Source organism: Microcystis aeruginosa FD4 (assembly GCF_009792235.1).
Taxonomy (GTDB): Bacteria; Cyanobacteriota; Cyanobacteriia; order Cyanobacteriales; family Microcystaceae; genus Microcystis; species Microcystis viridis.
Map to the genome: position 1 here is coordinate 2,883,662 of NZ_CP046973.1, position 17,809 is coordinate 2,901,470.

Below are 17,809 nucleotides of genomic sequence, written 5' to 3' on the forward strand. Positions count from 1 at the left end.
GGACGGTGATTCCCAAACCTCACGATTTGGGTTTCTGCTTCTTTCCCTTGCGGGGTTCCGCACCTGCCTTAACCATTGGTGACAAGTTAAGCCTGGATGCCAGTTGTCAAGGGGGTTTGGGAAAAAGGTTGGAAGAAGAATTCAGACGAACTTCGTTGTCGGTCAGGAAAAGGGGCGACAATAAGTTTGACATTGGGTTTTCGCTGCTGTTTAACAATACCTAAATCTCGATTCTCCGGTGCGGCAAAATACTTCACGGGGTCAGAAGCCAAGCCTTTTTGGTGCGCCACCTAAAAATGATACAGACCGCGATAAATCATTTCTAAAGAAATACGGTCAAAGGGTAAAGAAAGTTCGTCAGCGACAGCATCACCTAAATCTACTAAAACCGCATAAAATAGCCAAGTACCCCAAATCTGCCACTTAATTCCATTAAGAGAACCAGTCCACAAATAACTTAGCCCCAGCAGTCGTTTCACCGTGTTAAATGCGGACTCGATTCGCCAACGCCGTCGATACAAATCAGCGACAACGTAGGGAGGTAAAATATTGGGGTCAAGCACTGAAGTCAGATAGGAATGCCAAATCTTTCTCGAACGCACTTCAAGGAGACGTAAGGTAATATAAGGAGTCTCTTTAGTTCCTGAGCCGAGGCGAATTAAGCGGTCTCGAAGCCCATAACTATCGGTAAAAACTTGCTGGACTTGAATCGCGGCTCCTTTCTTCAAGCGGGTAATAAAATGAATCCCCCGGTCAATTAGTTGCTGCCAAAAGTAAAAGTGATAGAAGCCTCGATCCATTAACAGCAAGGTGTTGGTCTTGACTAAGCTTAACAAATCCGATTCTAACTTAGTATCAGAAGCTTTCGGATTTTCTTGAAACCAAATCTCTACAGGAAGTCGGTTCATTAAATCAATTACTATAGCCATTTTTCCGGCTAGTTGTCCTCGGGGTACATCGGCCAAGCTTTTCAGTTTCCGAAACAAGGCTTCTAAGGTGGAACTATCAGCTATCCAAATTCTCTCGAATTTGCTTAAGGTCCACTGAACACTTTCGGGCAGGGGACGCTTATTTCTCCACTGCCAAGCTTGTCTTAATTGGGGGAGCAATTCCTTGAAGACTCCCTCGAACAATTGAGAGGGAAAGGTTAAGAATCTTTGGGAAACTGCCTGTTGACTTACCTGGATGGGTGAACACCATAAAAACCCTTCTCTGGCTAACATTCGGCTTAGTTCTCTAACTCCAGCTACATCCCGCCACAGTAGAGTTAATACCGCCGCTACCATCAACGGGAGGTTAAGAATCCGGTCTCTTAATCCTAGTTGACGGTAATAGTTTTCTTGGGCGGTTATGGCTGGTTTAACTAGGTTTTCTAATTGGTTTGCTATCGCTTCATCTTCCACCATCGGACGCTGGACTTTTTTGGCGTGGTCACGATTGGTTTTGCGCTTTGTACTCATCAGGTCTCACCATCGGGAGGAGGATTTTTCTATTCCAAGTTTCGCAAATCGTTGAGGGAGTGTGGCGATTGCGGTGCGGGAGTGAACCCTTCAAAGCTAGAACTAGCAAGCACTTTGAGGGTTTGTAACATTTTGTAATTACCTAGTTGACAAAGGATGCACGACCTTAACTTGTCACGAATGAGCGGGGATGGAGATGCCGAGAGCTTGGACGGAGAATTCTATCCTGCGTCGAATTGGTCTGGCTTTGTTGGCTGGTTGTTTACTTAAAGCGATCGCTGCTGTCGGCGAACCGCTCGCTACAGGACCTTGGGATAAGAAACCCCAACCAACTGCTGGTCGTTTGAGCCATCACCTCAATATTCAGTAGATGGAAAAGTTTTTGTCCAATAGCGATCGCTAAATGATAGGGGCTAAAAAATTAGGGATTTTTTTAGTATTTATGTACTCAGGCAACGACTAATGATAAGTAAAAGTTATCTATATCTAGATTGACTAATCAAAGAAAAAATCGCTCAAAAAAACATAAAAATGTTAGAATAAACTCAATAAACTTCAGCAATAAATTTGAAAATTGATTAACGAAAACCGCCAAATACTACTAACAGAATCAGAAACATTACCAACAACAATTGATTGTTTAATTCAACATATCCCTCTCGAAACTCAGGGTGGATTTACTGCCTCAGACTTGTATCAAATATTAGTCAGGGCAGCCAGCAATTGTGACAGCATTGAAAACACATCTAAAATGCTTAAAAATGCTAGGTGTGGTCGAAATATTCGCCATCACTTAGACAAAATAAATGATTTTGATACCTTAGAGTCGCCAGTTAATCTAGCCTGACAAAGTCAGGTATTACCAAGAATCAAAAAAAGAAAGCTTAAATTAGCAATTGACCTAAATTTAATTCCTTATTATGGTGAACCATCTGATAGCGAAAAACCTTATATTTACCGAAGTCAGGCTAAACAGGGAACTTGCTCGTTTTATGCTTATGCGACCTTATATCTTATTAAAAAAGGAAAAAGATTAACTTTAGCTATCAGGGGGATTCGGAATACGGACACAACTGTCGCCATTATTACCTATTTATTAGCATTAGGCTCTTCTCTAAAGATAGATTTTAAAACTCTTTATTTAGGGTTTGCTGAATAAAGCTAAAAACCTTGTTGGGTAAGACTTTTAGACCTTTTGTCAATTAAAAAGTACTGGATATGGCAGTGATCGGGGGGAAATTTAGGCACTTTTTCCCTGAAAATTAGGTAATTGGCCACCTCAAAACTGGTAAAACCCCACACCCCACACCCTACACCCCACACCCTGTCCCCACTAAAAGACTTTTTCAGCAAACCCTATTTAGACCGAGGCTTTTTTAGTATTGCTGTTATTCGTTGGTTACAAGCTTTAAAAATCCCTTTCATTATGCCAGCAATTATCCGAGGTAAAACAGGGGGAATTAAGCAATTTATTCAAGGAAATAAAAGTTATCAAACTACTTCCACTATGGGGAAAGACCAAAATAATTGTGTAACTTTTGATTTATGGATAGTTTGTCAATATAAAAAAGGCAAGAGAAACCAGCAGGGAATTCAATATTTTGCTTATGTCGTTTATTTACCATCTATTAAACTAGATTATATTCATACTGCCTATCGTCAGCGGTTTGGGATTGAGACTAGCTATAGAATTAAAAATATTTGTCGCCTTAAAACCACTAATAAAAAGCCAGTTATTCGTTTATTATTTATCGGAATTTCCTTTCTTCTTGTTAATATTTGGATTAATTTATTATGGCGAAAAGTTTGTTTTCCGAGACGGGGTGGACGCTTAATTTATCGAGAGTTATTTACTTTTCAACAAATGCTATCGTTTTTAAGGCAAGCCGTTGATAAAATCTATCAAGTTGTTGATACTATCTATCTATTTGCCTTCTGGCTAATAGCAATAGTCTTTTTTCTTAGACATAAGTTTTCTTAATTAGTTTCTCTAAGTATTTTGTATCAGATGTTACTAAATACTCTGGTTATTCAAACTTTTCCATCTACTGAAATTAGGCTGAGTTTACCTCTGCTATTATCCGTCATTATTGCTTTGACAGACCAGTAGGTTCTTGGGGTAATGGAGTCGTGGACAATTGATAGTCCCTCCATTATCTCCTAAACTCATAAAATCAACCTTGACAGACCACTAGACTTTAATCTCCTTGTCACCCCTCTAGAGAGGAGTCACAATAGACCAAAAGTGCTAGCATGGAGATTAAGCAAATATTTTGTTAAGGAGAGGGCTATGCCTCAATATCTTTCTCCGGGCGTTTATGTTGAAGAAGTACCTTCAGCAGTCAAAGCGATCGCCGGAGTTAGCACCAGCATCCCCGGATTTATTGGAATTGTACCAGACAAAATCCACCTGGTCGCCAAAGAGCCGACAACGCCAGGAAGCACTAAGTTTGTGGACTTTGCGCCGCCGCCGGCCAAGATAGCTAAATTGATTACCAATTGGACCCAATTTACCAAATTCTTTGGCGATCTAATCGGCGACGAAACAAAGGCAGCAACGGCAGATGCCAATCCTGCCATTAATCCTGGACACCAACACCTGGCTCACGCAGTTTACGGATTTTTCAACAATGGCGGCAGCAGTTGCTATGTAGTGCGGATTGTTGACAATACACAACTTGATGATGCTCTCAAAGCTTTTGCCGCGATCGATCCAATTTCACTGGTAGCAATCCCAGGAAACACCGATGACGCGATCCGAGATAAAGTGGTAGCTCATTGTCAAGCCACTGGCGATCGCTTTGCCATCTTAGATGGGCCATCAACGGCTGACGATTTAACCACTCTGACCAAAATTCCGGCTGACTCAGGAGTCATGCCGAAAAGAACCGATTTGGCCGCCTGGTATTTCCCCTGGATCAAGGTTTTTGACCCAGCGACTAAACTACAAAATCCTAGTGGTGATGGGTCGCTCATTGTCCCCCCTAGTGGACATCTGGCAGGAGTCTATGCTCGCGTTGACAACGAGCGGGGAGTCTTCAAAGCACCGGCCAATGAGGTAATTTTTGGCGCACAAAACGTGAGCCAGCCCCTCAGTAAAGCTGACCAGGATAACTTGAATCCTAAAGGAGTCAACTGCATCCGCGTCCTCAATGGCAACATCCTAGTCTGGGGAGCCAGAACCGTCGGCGGCGATGACAATGCTGACTTGAAATACATCAACGTCCGCCGCACCCTGCTCTTTCTGAGGGAATCGATTGACGAAGGCACCCAGTGGGTGGTCTTCGAGCCGAATACTCCCGCCCTCTGGCAACAAATTACCCGCAACGTTTCGGCATTCCTCACCAATGTCTGGCGCTCGGGGGCTTTGTTTGGCAATACAGCCCAGGAGGCGTTTTACGTCAAGTGCGATGCCGAAAACAATCCGCCCGAGTTGCGCGAATTGGGCCAAGTCGTCACGGAAATTGGCGTGGCGATTGTCCGTCCGGCTGAATTTGTCATCTTCCGCATCAGCCAGATGGCCCAAACCAGCTAAAAAAGAGGTGAGCTATGGAGATCGACTGTAAAACGCCAGGTGTCTATCGAAAGGAAAGCTTCCGCCAACCAGAAGCCAAGCTACCCACTGGCATTCCTGGATTCGTCGGCTTCTTTCAGGCTAAGCCATCAGAGAAGGATTTCCCCATCAACACCCCAAGGGCATTACACCGTCAGGAAGAATTCAGCGAAAAATTTATCGCCCAAGGCTATCTATTAGAGGCAGTGACTGGCTTCTTTGCCAATGGGGGTACTCGCTGTTATGTAGTGCGAGCAGACTCCAATCAAGAGCCAAAATCAGCCTTAGAAGCGGCTTTGTCGTCTCTCGCTCCCCTGAAGGATTTGGACTTACTGGCAGTTCCCGATGCTATGAAGCTGACGGATGAAAGTGCTATTATCCAAGTGCAACAGGCAATGTTGCAACAATGCGCCCAACAGGGCGATCGCTTGGCCCTTCTCGATGCTCTAGCGACAGTCAAAAAGCAGCAAGAGGCAATTGTCCGCGGCCAACCCGAACCGATTAACGCGGCTCTCTACTATCCCTGGCTGAAAAATACCCAAGGGCGCTGGGTTCCCCCCTGCGGTCATATTGCTGGTATCTTTGCTCGCAGCGATCGCGCTAGGGGTGTCTTCAAAGCCCCAGCCAATGAAGAGATTCAGGATGCCCTCGATTTGCAAGTGGCGATCGACAATTCCCTTCAAGGTGAGTTGAATCCTTTTGGCATCAACTGCCTGCGGGCTTTTCCCGGTCGCGGACTGCGCGTCTGGGGAGCGCGGACCCTCAGTCAAGCTCCCAACTGGCGTTATCTCAACGTCCGGCGGCTATTCCTCACCTTGGGGCGGTGGATCGACCAAAATCTCGGCTGGGCAAGCTTTGAACCCAATTCCCCCCGCTTGTGGGTGAGAATTGGGCGAGAACTGAGTGCTTACTTAACCCAACTGTGGCAGTCAGGGGCACTCCAGGGAGCCAGCCCAGCCCAGGCATTCTATGTCAAGTGCGATGCTGAAACTAACCCGACCGACCTCCGAGAAAAAGGAGAGGTGCTAACTGAAATTGGTTTAGCAACTGCTGCTCCTGCTGAGTTTCTCGTGATTCGGATCGTTCATCGGGCGGGAAGCGTGGAAATTCGCCCAACCGCTTGATTACTAACCATTCAATTGTCTTACTGGCTGTTTAACAAGGAGATTTTCTATGGCTGACAGAGTTGATCCCTATCGAGGTTTCAATTTTCGCGTTGAAATCGACGGCATTCAAGAAGCAGGCTTCCGCGAATGCAGCGGTCTAGATGCGACAACCGATCCCGTTGACTATCGGGAAGGAACCGATGCCAACCACGGCCGTAAATTGACCGGTTTGAATAAATTCGCGCCAATTACCTTAAAACGGGGCATCACCGATTCCAAGACCCTCTGGGAATGGCGACAAACCGTGATCAGTGGGAAAACCACCCGCAAAAATGTCTCGATTGTCCTATTCAACGAAGCGCAGGAAGAAAAATTGCGCTGGAATTTGCGGGAAGCCTGGCCTTCTAAATGGACAGGACCAAGTTTTAATGCCACCAGCAATGAAGTAGCTATTGAAACCCTAGAAATTGTCCACGAAGAAATGGTTAAAGCTTAATCCCCAGCTAAACTGATCACCCAATCATGCTCCAGACTGAATTTCCCTTTACCTTACCCCTGGGGTATATAGATGGGGAAGGCAACCTGCATCGGGAAGGTGTGATGCGCCTAGCCACTGCCTTCGATGAAATTGCCCCCCTCAAAGATCCCCGTGTCCGTAGCAACCAAGCTTATCTGCTGATCGTCCTGCTGTCGCGGGTCATCGCTAAGCTTGGCAGCCTGGAGTATATCAACCCGAAGGTGATTGAAGGACTGTACGCGGCAGATTTGGCTTACTTACAAGACCTCTACTGCCGCATCAATCAAAATGGTCACAACCGGGTTCATACCCAATGCCCTTACTGCGACAAAGAGTTTGACGTGGAACTCACTAGCTTGGGGGAGTAAGGCGCTACCCCCTCGAACGGCTTTATGAGGAGGTAGCCTACATCGCCTACCACTTTCACTGGCAGCCGGAACAAATTCTGGGATTGGAACACCCAGAACGCCAGCAGTGGGTAGCAGAAATCGCCAAGATTAACCAGCGTTTTAACGAACAAACTTGAGCAAACAGGAGGAAATAACCGATGCCATCCTTGGGCTTAAACGCCGCTTTCAGTTTGGCGACCAATCTTTTGGGAATTCGCAGCGATCCCTATCAGGTCTTCAATTTTTTGGTCGAGATTGAAGGAATTTTGGCAGGAGGGTTCTCTGAATGTAGCGGTTTGCAGGTAGAAACTACTATTGAAGAGTACCAGGAAGGCGGTGTCAATGACTACATACATCGCTTTGCCTGGCGCAGCAAATCCCCAGCCTTGATTCTCAAACACGGACTTACCCCGATTGATGGACTGTGGAGTTGGCATCAGGATGTAGTTCAAGGCAAGATTGAACGCCAAAACGGCACAATTTATTTGCTGAACAAGCAGCGCATCCCGGTCATTTGGTGGAACTTTAAAGAAGCTTTTCCTTATAAGTGGACTGGCCCAGAATTGCGAGCAGATTCAGGCAACGTCGCCTTTGAAAGCGTCGAATTATTTCACCGAGGACTCAGCCGTCCTAGCGTGAGTAGTTTGGTAGGAGGAATCGCCGCTGAACTAAGTGCATCTGTCAATATTGGTTTCTAAAAAGGTGTATAAGATGGTCGATTCTCCTGATGAAAAATCTGTTCTGGTAGAGCGTCTCCTTCGCCGCCACAGTGAACCTGTTGGGGTGATTAACCTAAAACAATTCCAGACTCAATTAGCACGAGTTCCAAGCTGGATGGTTCAGCGTTCCCGTTTCCTAGAAAGGTGGCAATCTCGTTATGCTTTTGGTGAGAGTGAACCAGGTAGCGGTACGGAATTAATGTTGGCTACACCAGTGCAGCCAATTACAACCGAACCGAACCTCACTAGCCAATTGTCTTCAGCAATGTTATCTGAACGGATATATCAGGAGAAGATTGCGCCAACAATAGAAAAGATTTCTGATTCCCAAGCCGGTCAAACTTTTCGCCTCAGTCGCAAAGCTGTTCCCTTAGCACCAGATTCTAATTCTTTAAGTAAACAAGTAAATTCCTCTGAGAAGATAGATGCTCCAGCAAACACTTCTGAAAAAAATAGCCCATCCTTGCGGACAATTGTTGAAAGTGTAACGGTGTCAAATCCTGACTCCAAGCCAGCGGCTACCTTAGCTCAACCACCGAGAACAGTTGCGCCAAAAGAGGAAGAAACAAAAGTTACTTTAGTTGAATTAAAACAGATTCAAGTAAGCAATTTAAGCACACCAAATCCTTTGTTGTTGCGCCAAAATTTGCACCAGCCAGTCGAAGTATCTGAAGGAAAGAAGATAGATTATTTAACAGCCACTTCGGAAGAATCTACTTCCTCTTTGAGAACAATTACTGAAAGAATAAATACTTCCAATTCTAACTCAGAATCAGCAGAAATATCTCTCAAACCAGAGACAAAAGTTACCGCTATTGAACAAGAACAATCTTTAGTTAGTAACGAAGCAATAACCAATCCTTTAGTATTCAGAAAAAACTTGCAGCAACCCGACGAAACATCTGAGGAAAAAAAGATAGATTCTTTAACCTCTACTTCGGAAGAATCTACTTCCTCTTTGAGAACAATTACTGAAAGAATAAATACTTCCACTTCTAACTCAGAATCAGCAGAAATATCTCTCAAACCAGAGACAAAAGTTAATGCTATTGAACAAGAACAATCTTTAGTTAGTAACGAAGCAATAACCAATCCTTTAGTATTCAGAAAAAACTTGCAGCAACCCGACGAAACATCTGAGGAAAAAAAGATAGATTCTTTAACCTCTACTTCGGGAGAATCTACTTCCTCTTTGAGAACAATTACCGAAAGAATAAATACTTCCAATTCTAACTCAGAATCAGCAGAAATATCTCTCAAACCAGAGACAACAGTTACCGCTATTGAACAAGAACAATCTTTAGTTAGTAACGAAGCAATAACCAATCCTTTAGTATTCAGAAAAAACTTGCAGCAACCCGACGAAACATCTGAGGAAAAAAAGATAGATTCTTTAACAGCCACTTCGGGAGAATCTACTTTACCTTTGAGAACAATTAATGAAAGAATAAATACTTCCACTTCTAACTCAGAATCAGCAGAAATATCTCTCAAACCAGAGACAAAAGTTAATGCTATTGAACAAGAACAATCTTTAGTTAGTAACGAAGCAATAACCAATCCTTTAGTATTCAGAAAAAACTTGCAGCAACCCGACGAAACATCTGAGGAAAAAAAGATAGATTCTTTAACAGCCACTTCGGGAGAATCTACTTTACCTTTGAGAACAATTAATGAAAGAATAAATACTTCCACTTCTAACTCAGAATCAGCAGAAATATCTCTCAAACCAGAGACAACAGTTACCGCTATTGAACAAGAACAATCTTTAGTTAGTAACGAAGCAATAACCAATCCTTTAGTATTCAGAAAAAACTTGCAGCAACCCGACGAAACATCTGAGGAAAAAAAGAGAGATTCTTTAACCTCTACTTCGGGAGAATCTACTTTACCTTTGAGAACAATTACTGAAAGAATAAATACTTCCACTTCTAACTCAGAATCAGCAGAAATATCTCTCAAACCAGAGACAAAAGTTAATGCTATTGAACAAGAACAATCTTTAGTTAGTAACGAAGCAATAACCAATCCTTTAGTATTCAGAAAAAACTTGCAGCAACCCGACGAAACATCTGAGGAAAAAAAGATAGATTCTTTAACAGCCACTTCGGGAGAATCTACTTTACCTTTGAGAACAATTAATGAAAGAATAAATACTTCCACTTCTAACTCAGAATCAGCAGCTACTTTAGACCAATCAGAGGCAATAGTTGCGTCAACAGAAGGAGAAACAAAAGTTACCTCAGTTGAATTAGGACAACCTCAAGTAAGCAATTTAAGCACAGCAACCCCCTTGTTGCTGCGGCAAAGCTTACAATCGCTAGATAAAGAATCTAACCGACTAACAACAGGTTCAGGTACAATACACAGAGAGGCGATCGGAGGACAAAAACAGTCAGGAAATCAAGCAAATAGAGATATTGCCGCCGTTAACTCCGAATTAGCAACAACTTTGATCGCCGTCGTCCCAGAAATTCCCTCTAGAGAGGTTCCAGGAAACCTCTCAGTCCCGACCAATCTGGTTTGGCGTAAAACTACCAGTGAACCAGCGAGGACAGTTTTCTCCGCCGCCAACAACGGCTATACTGACTCCTCTTTGCCGTCAGTCAGTATCCCAGTCAATCCTAATCGTCCCAATATCCTGCGCCAGATGTCAAATACGGCTTCCGAGATGGAAGCTATGCCATCAAATGCTGCTATACCAGCGATCGCTCAGACAGCAAACCAGACTCCGGTAGTCAATGTGGCAGACATTGCCGAACAAGTCAGCCGTCTGCTGTTTCGCCAGTTAACCGTTGAACGTGAACGTCGGGGGATAAGCCAATGGCACTAGAAACACCTACTAAATTAAAGATTAAACCTCTACCACCGTCTAAGCTGCGAGAAATTACGGTGCAATTCAATCCGACTGCTTACTCAATTACCAAACCAGTCACCTGGAGTCAGCAAGTATCTGCTGGTACTTCAACAGACATCTCAAAGCAAATTGCTGTCCAGAGAAACTTGAATGCACCAGTTTTGCAATTTGGGGGAGGCGGAGGTCGCATCCTAAATCTAGAATTGTTTTTCGATGTTACAGAACCTGTCATGCGCCAGGGTCAGACCGTCAAGATTGATGACGTGCGCCAACTTACCAATGAAATTGTCAAACTGACGCGCATTGAACGGGATGCTAATCCTCAGCAACCCCCAATTTGTGAACTATCTTGGGGAAATCCCCTTGATGCACCTGAGTTTCCCTTTATTGGAGTGGTGACTAACTTGGTGCAAAACTTCACCCTCTTCAAAAGTGATGGCAAACCCCTACGCGCTAGGCTGACAGTGACTTTTACTGAATGGATTGATCGAGAAAAAGACCTCAAACAAACTGATCCAGAACAAACGACACGCCTAGTCAAGCGAGGAGATACTTTAAGTAGCCTAGCGGCGGAAGTATATGGAGATCCCAATCTCTGGCGCATTATCGCCCAAGCAAATAATCTAGACGATCCGCGCCATTTAAAAGTGAGCAATCCTCTAATTATTCCGAAACTACGTTGATGAATTATGAATTATGAATTGGGAATTGGGCAGGTGACAGAGTTATATGGCAGCGAACAGGGAACAGGGAAAAAACTCATCTAAAATCTAAAATCAGGAGAATTATCGATAATGCCGACAACGAGTACGCCAAATTTGCTGTTACCGAGTTTTGCTCTGAAAATTGGCGGTTCACCACTGCCAATTGAGACAGAAATTCAGGTTATTAGCATCACCGTTGAGGATGACCTGACTCTACCCAGTATGTTCACAGTGGAACTGACTGGACTTGAAACTCAGAATAGTCAGATTTCCTTACTCGATGACGCTCTTTTTGCTCTTGGTACCGAAGTAGAGGTTAAACTGGGTTATGGGAGCCAAGTGGCCACCTTAATTAAGGGAGAAATTACCGGATTAGAACCAGAATTTACGATTAATCGCCTGCCTAGCTTGATCGTGCGCGGTTACGATCGCCGCCACCGACTACAAAGAGGACGCAAGACTCGTACTTTCCTCCAGAAAAAAGACAGCGACATCGCCGCTCAAATTGCCAGTGAAGGAGGACTTACTGCCAAAGCCGAAGATAGCCAAGTCACCCATGACTATATTATGCAGGCTAACCAGACCGATCTGGAATTCTTGCAAGCACGAGCGCGGCAGCTCCAGTATGAGGTAGTAGTAGAGGACAAAACCCTCTTGTTCCGTCCGGTAGGGAATGCCAGTAGCGCCGTCTTAACCCTGACTCTGGAAGATAACCTGCTGGAATTTTATCCCCGCCTCTCCTCTCTCGGACAGGTGAACCAGGTGTCAGTGCGCGGCTGGAGTGTCAAGGACAAGCAAAAAGTTCTTGGACAGGCTAAGGCAGGGGATGAAGTCTCGACGATGGGGGGACAGTTGAGTGGTGCCAAGCTTAGTGAGAGTGCCTTCGGTGAGGGGATAGGAGGCATTAGCGATCGCCCCGTTGCCAGTCAAGCTGAGGCTGATCAATTTGCTAAAGCTCAATTTAATCGGGAGGTACTAGGATTGATTACTGGTCAAGGCATTTGTCGGGGTAATACCCAAGTACGGGCTGGTAAAGTCATTGAGATCGATGGTATTGGGGAACGATTTAGTGGACTGTATTACGTCACCGCGGCCAGCCATCGCTACGGACCTCGCGGTTACTTCACCTATTTTACAATTCGGAGGAATGCAATATGAATCTCTTTGAGGTGACAGTAGATACGGAAACTAGGGAAGCGATCGCTGGTCGTATTTTCGGAGTGGTCGTAGGTGTAGTTACCAACAATAAAGACCCGGATAACTTAGGTCGAGTCAAGTTGAAATTTCCTTGGCTTAGCGATAAAGATGAAGATGAAAGCAACTGGGCGAGAATTGCTGCCCCAATGGCCGGCAAAGAAAGAGGGCTCTACTTTCTCCCAGAAGTAGATGATGAAGTTCTGGTAGGTTTCGAGCAGGGAAACCCGCGTTTTCCTTACGTTTTGGGGGTTCTTTGGAATGGCAAAGATGCACCTCCAGCTAATAATAGCGACGGGAAAAATAACCTGCGGCTGATCAAATCTCGCAGCGGTCATGCCATTCGTCTCAATGATGAAGATGGCAAAGAAACTATTGAGATTATCGATAAAAGTGGCAATAACAGTCTAATTTTCGATACATCTAATAACACAATTACTATTACTGCTGACAAAGACATTACCCTTTCTGCTACTAAAGGGACGATCAAACTAGACGCACAAAAAATCGAAATTAAGTCTTCCGCCGACAGCAAAATAGAAGCTGGTGCAGGCATGGATATCAAAGCCAGCGCCACCATGAATCTTAAAGGCGCAACTATCAACCTCAATTAGTTTTAAATCCAAAATCCAAAATCTAAAATCTAAAATCCATTATGGGACAACCCGCAGCTAAACAAGGCGACCAAATTATTGCCACCGACACCCACATTGTCATGGTGCCAGCACCGCCAGGGCCACCAGTTCCGACTCCTCTTCCCCACCCCTTTATTGGCATCATCAACGGCCACCTCAGTGCAGATGTCAAGATTATGGGGATGGCAGCCGCCACCGTGGACAGCACGGCAGACAACACTCCGCCCCATATCCCTACCCCTCCTGGTACGGCATTCCAGAAACCTCCTGCCAACAAAGCCACCATTAAAATCGGTAGCCCAACCGTCAAGATCAACGGTAAGATGGCAGCGCGTAACAGCGATACAGCCCAGACGTGCAATGATCCAGCCGATTTGCCCGTAGGACAGGTCATTGCTGTTGGTACTGTCTTAATTGGTTAAGGGGAGGATGGAGATGGAGAAATCTTTTTTAGGTGTTGGCGTAGGATTCCCCATTCAGGTCGATTCGGGGGCGCTCAAATGGGCAAAGTACGAAGAAAGCGTCCGTCAGTCCATCTGGATCATTCTGGCGACGGCTAAGGGCGAGCGCGTGATGCGCCCCGATTTCGGCTGCGGGATTTACGACCTCGTTTTTGAAATGAATACAGCAGCCACCGCTGGCAAAATTTCCCAACAAGTGCGAGAAGCTTTGCTCTTGTTCGAGCCTCGCATTGATGTACTAGACGTTCAAGTGATTCCCCAATCCGACAGCGACGGAGAAAAACTGATCATCAGTATTGACTATCAGGTGCGAGCAAGTAATAACGTTTTTAATCTCGTCTATCCGTTTTATTTAGAAAGAATGTAATTCCTAATTCCTAATTCCTAATTCAATGGTTAAATCAGCCCCGAAAATTGACAAGCGCACAGCAACTGAGATTACCCAGCAGTTGCAGGAATTACTGCTTAAATATGCACCCACTTGGCGGGAAGATGAAATAGAGCCGGTAACAGGCAAGAGACTGCCGAAAAAGGGGACTATCAGTGCCGCCTTAATTGGCACCTTCGCCCGCTTTGCCGAAATTATCATCGAGCGCTTGAACCAAGTCCCAGACAAGAATTTCTTGGCATTCCTGGACTTGTTAGGAGCCTCCCGCCTCCCACCTCAAGCCGCTCGCACTCCCCTGACCTTTTCTTTGGCGGCTGGCTCTACAGTGGATGTAGTGGTTCCAGTGGGAACTCAGGTAGCCGCTCCCCCAGCGGAAGGGGAAAAAGCCCCGGTCATCTTTGAAACAGAAGCCGAATTAGTCGTTACCGCTGCTCAACTCACCTCCGTATTTGTGCAGGAGCCGCAGCAGGATACCTGGAGCGATCGCACTGCTTGGCTGACGACCGGAACTTCAACTGCGGGTTTTGTCTTTCATGGCGATGCGGGAGTCGAGCACAGCCTGTACTTAGCTTGCGACGACCTGTTCACCCTACCAGTTGCTAAAACCGCCCTCTTAACAATTCAATCTGAGGATGCTCAGAAGTTAGCAGAACTCCCCCTTACTTGGTTTTATTGGGATGGTAAAGATTGGCATCCCCTCTCAGCCCAACTGAAAAATATCATCAGTGGCTTAACTGTTACAGTTAATCCTCAATTGAGCAGGACAGTTATTATTAGCCCTGGGGAAGCAGTTGACAATCAAGGACAGAAAATTAAACTCAATAATCCTCAGCAAGTTAATCTACCAGAAAACTACAGGAATCAAACAGTCTTCCTAACAATCTCTTACGATCTAGAAAATCCTAATACACCACGCATTTCAACTTTGCTAGAGGCAGAAGCCAACCAATATCCCCTTGGAGTCTATCTCCGGTTAGCTCGCCTAGCGATTGATCCAGAAGGTCAAATCAGCCAATTAGTCAGTAATACCTCAGAAAATAACCAAAGTTGGCAAGTATCAATTCCTAACTTTCCCGTTCCCGTTAAACAAATCATCAACGGTGTAGAAGCGTCCTGGCTGAAAGTTGCGCTCAATCAGTCTTTAATCCCTGGTTCTCCTCCCTTACCGAAAATTCAAAGGATTACAGCAGGAGTGAGCGTTACTCAGTCCAATTTACTGCCTGATCTCGGTTTTACCAATTCTTCACCCCTCGACCTAACCAAAGACTTCTTTCCCTTTGGCGAAAACCCCCGCCTCAGTGACACACTCTACCTAGCCAGTCAGGAAGTCTTGGCCAAAGCAGGGGCTAGGATAACAGTCAACATCGCCCTCAATGAAACTGTCCCCGTCAACAGCGAAAATGAAGTTGAATTAGCCTTCGATGCTTGGGATGGCAAGGCTTGGCAGCCATTATTGGTAACTCCCAGTAGTCCAGCAACTGCCAAATTCACCCAAAGCGGCTCAATTACTTTTACTTTGCCCAATCAGATAGGATTAGGTGAAGTTAATAGCAAGACTAATTATTGGATTCGCGTGCGGATTGTTCGGGGAAACTATGGCACGGGGACTTCCTCTCAACCCCCTACTTTTACTACCCTCAGACAAGAAATTAGGGAAAACACCGAGCAAATTATCGTCAACAGTAGCCGGGGGTTTATGCCAGGCGATCGCATCCAAATTGCCACGGGAACTAACACTCAGGAGGTCCGAACTATCGGGGTTGTTAATACCTCAAATAATAGCCTGACGTTGACAGAAGCCCTACAATCGCCTCATCCAGTGGGGACAGGAGTATGGTTAATTTCTAACACCCTTTCTCCCCCTTTGCTCAAATCCCTAACCCTAAGTTATACCTATGATGCTACTCAGTCCCTTTCTGCTTGTCAAACCTACAATAACTTTACATACATTCAACAGAAAGAACAACCATTTATTCCTTTTGAAGCCCTCACAGAATCTCATCCTTCGTTATATCTAGGATTTACCCTCCCGCCAACTCGATCCAATTTCCCCAATCGTCCTCTGAGTCTTTTTGTCTCCTTAGCAGACTTGAAATATGGGGAAAAATTTATCCCTCTTTCTCCCCCCTACAGTCGTCAAGTTGGGACAACTGGGAGAGTCACTCATCCCCTGTGGGTAACAAATGATACGGATCAATCAGTCACTTGGCGAGTGGAAATTTCGGGCAATAATTGGGAGACGACAATCTCAGAAGCAGGGACTTCAATTACTCTTGCTCCTGGGGAAACAAAATCCTTAAAAGTGCAGATTACTATTCCCGAAGATCTCAATCAGGAAAACCGAGATATTGCTTTTGTGCGCCTGAGCCGTCCTGATACTTTTGCTACTATTTATACTGCTACTTTAGAAACCTTTGTGGCAGACCAACTACCACCAAGGTCGCCAGTCTGGTTATCTTGGCAATATTGGAATGGACAAGCTTGGTCAAAACTTACGGTCGAGGATGGCAGCGAAAATTTCACCCTTTCAGGATTAATTAAATTCTTGGTTCCGGCTGACTGTCAAACTAAAGCCGAGTTTGACTTATGGGAACGTTACTGGTTACGGGTACAGTGGGAAACAGGAGACTATCTCATTGAACCTAGAATCATCAACCTTGCCCTCAATACAACTTTTGCCAGCCAAACGATCACGATTGTCAAGGAAATTTTAGGTTCTAGTAACGGGTCAGAAAATCAAATTTTCCAAACGACTCGCTTTCCCGTCCTGCAAAACCCACAATTGGAGGTCAGAGAACCAGAAAAACCTTCAGAACTAGAGCTAGAGAGACTAAAACTGCAAGGAAATAGCAACCCGATTACCCCAATTCCCAATTCTCGAGAAGTCTGGGTACAATGGCAGCAAGTTGCTGATTTTTATGGCTCAAGTTCTCGCGATCGCCACTACGTCCTCGACCAGCTTACGGGCAAAATTCAGTTTGGTAACGGACGCAACGGGCTGATTCCGCCTCTGGGAACTGGTAATCTAAGGATAGCGCGGTATCAGACAGGCGGCGGTGAAGCGGGGAATAAACCTGTTGATAGTATTGTGCAACTGAAAACCACAGTTCCCTACATCGAGAAAGTAACCAACTTACAAGCGGCGGTGGGTGGTACAGAAGCAGAGACCCTGGAATCCCTGCGCGATCGCCTCCCTGGAACCATCCGCCACGGCGATCGCGCCGTCACCCTAGAAGATTACGAAGACTTAGCCAAACTGGCTTCCCCAGAGGTAGTGCGGGCGAAATGCGTTCCCTTACGCAATCTGGTTGATGACCCACTGGATCTAAACCCTATCACACCGGGAGATGTTAGCATTATTATTGTCTCCCGTTCCACCGAGATTAAACCCTTGTCTAGTATAGGACTGCTCAACCGCGTCCAAGACTACTTGGAAACCTATGGGATTCCTACTGCCAATATCGCCGTAGTTGGACCTTTGTATCTCAGCGTGAGTGTCACCGCAGATATTGCCCTCACCTCTCTAGAAGGAGCAAGTGCAGTTGAGGGGGCGGTCAATCAAACTCTTACTCGCTTCTTACATCCCCTCACCGGTGGCTTAGATGGCAAGGGTTGGGACTTTGGTCGCAAACCGCACAATTCAGACTTCTACGCCCTGCTGGAATCTGTCTCCGGTGTGGACTATATCCGCTCTCTCAAGGTAGATCCCCCGGAAGATCTAGAAAGTTTGTCAGAGGAGGTGAAACAAGTAATGAAAACAAATCGCTTTTTAGTTTACTCCGGCAAGCATACTGTTAACCTGTTTTTTGAGAAATCCTGAGAAGTC

General features: G+C 45.3%; 15 protein-coding genes and 2 pseudogenes. 16 read left to right on the forward strand and 1 reads right to left on the reverse strand.

Annotated elements, in window-relative coordinates:
* Positions 1-86 precede the first annotated feature (86 nt).
* Positions 87-1,406 (reverse strand): annotated as a pseudogene (locus GQR42_RS14620) (IS4 family transposase).
* Positions 1,407-1,656: 250 nt separating this feature from the next.
* Between GQR42_RS14620 and GQR42_RS14625 the strand changes: the two are divergent.
* From GQR42_RS14625 to GQR42_RS14695, 16 genes and pseudogenes are all read left to right on the forward strand, one after another.
* A complete protein-coding gene (locus tag GQR42_RS14625) occupies positions 1,657-1,830 on the forward strand; it encodes a hypothetical protein (protein WP_199273368.1) in 174 nt (57 codons plus the stop codon).
* Between the two features lie 204 nt (positions 1,831-2,034).
* Positions 2,035-2,307 carry a hypothetical protein gene (locus tag GQR42_RS14630; protein WP_158200499.1) on the forward strand — a complete coding sequence of 91 codons (273 nt, stop codon included), beginning with the start codon at positions 2,035-2,037 and terminating at the stop codon, positions 2,305-2,307.
* 423 nt (positions 2,308-2,730) lie between these two features.
* Positions 2,731-3,441, forward strand: a complete 711-nt coding sequence (locus GQR42_RS14635; RefSeq protein WP_199273192.1) for a transposase — start codon at positions 2,731-2,733, stop codon at positions 3,439-3,441.
* A 309-nt stretch (positions 3,442-3,750) separates the two neighbouring features.
* Positions 3,751-4,995 carry a phage tail sheath family protein gene (locus GQR42_RS14640; RefSeq protein WP_158200500.1) on the forward strand — a complete coding sequence of 415 codons (1,245 nt, stop codon included), beginning with the start codon at positions 3,751-3,753 and terminating at the stop codon, positions 4,993-4,995.
* 14 nt (positions 4,996-5,009) lie between these two features.
* Positions 5,010-6,137: a phage tail sheath family protein gene (locus tag GQR42_RS14645; protein WP_158200501.1), complete on the forward strand. Its 1,128-nt coding sequence runs from the start codon at positions 5,010-5,012 to the stop codon at positions 6,135-6,137.
* A 49-nt stretch (positions 6,138-6,186) separates the two neighbouring features.
* Positions 6,187-6,615: a phage tail protein gene (locus GQR42_RS14650; protein ID WP_158200502.1), complete on the forward strand. Its 429-nt coding sequence runs from the start codon at positions 6,187-6,189 to the stop codon at positions 6,613-6,615.
* 26 nt (positions 6,616-6,641) lie between these two features.
* Positions 6,642-7,004 (forward strand): phage tail assembly protein, encoded by a 363-nt coding sequence (locus GQR42_RS14655; protein WP_158200503.1) that lies wholly within the window; start codon positions 6,642-6,644, stop codon positions 7,002-7,004.
* Positions 7,005-7,024: 20 nt separating this feature from the next.
* Positions 7,025-7,162, forward strand: a pseudogene (locus GQR42_RS30035) (DUF6760 family protein); the annotation flags it as partial.
* Between the two features lie 21 nt (positions 7,163-7,183).
* On the forward strand, positions 7,184-7,723 hold the full coding sequence (locus GQR42_RS14660; RefSeq protein ID WP_158200504.1) for a phage tail protein: 540 nt from the start codon (positions 7,184-7,186) through the stop codon (positions 7,721-7,723).
* 13 nt (positions 7,724-7,736) lie between these two features.
* Positions 7,737-10,577, forward strand: coding sequence for a hypothetical protein (locus GQR42_RS14665; RefSeq protein ID WP_158200505.1), 2,841 nt, complete (start codon positions 7,737-7,739; stop codon positions 10,575-10,577).
* Positions 10,568-11,284: a CIS tube protein gene (locus GQR42_RS14670; protein ID WP_158200506.1), complete on the forward strand. Its 717-nt coding sequence runs from the start codon at positions 10,568-10,570 to the stop codon at positions 11,282-11,284. Before GQR42_RS14665 ends, GQR42_RS14670 begins: the two co-directional genes overlap by 10 nt.
* Before the next feature lie 111 nt (positions 11,285-11,395).
* Complete coding sequence (locus tag GQR42_RS14675; protein WP_158200507.1) at positions 11,396-12,463, forward strand: phage late control D family protein; 1,068 nt, start codon at positions 11,396-11,398, stop codon at positions 12,461-12,463.
* The gene (locus tag GQR42_RS14680) at positions 12,460-13,113 is read left to right on the forward strand and encodes a phage baseplate assembly protein V (RefSeq protein WP_158200508.1); all 654 of its coding nucleotides are present in this window, start codon (positions 12,460-12,462) and stop codon (positions 13,111-13,113) included. Before GQR42_RS14675 ends, GQR42_RS14680 begins: the two co-directional genes overlap by 4 nt.
* 41 nt (positions 13,114-13,154) lie before the next feature.
* Positions 13,155-13,556, forward strand: a complete 402-nt coding sequence (locus tag GQR42_RS14685; RefSeq protein ID WP_158200509.1) for a PAAR domain-containing protein — start codon at positions 13,155-13,157, stop codon at positions 13,554-13,556.
* A gap of 13 nt (positions 13,557-13,569) precedes the next feature.
* Positions 13,570-13,962 (forward strand): GPW/gp25 family protein, encoded by a 393-nt coding sequence (locus tag GQR42_RS14690; RefSeq protein WP_158200510.1) that lies wholly within the window; start codon positions 13,570-13,572, stop codon positions 13,960-13,962.
* 25 nt (positions 13,963-13,987) lie between these two features.
* On the forward strand, positions 13,988-17,803 hold the full coding sequence (locus GQR42_RS14695) for a putative baseplate assembly protein (RefSeq protein ID WP_158200511.1): 3,816 nt from the start codon (positions 13,988-13,990) through the stop codon (positions 17,801-17,803).
* Positions 17,804-17,809: the final 6 nt, after the last annotated feature.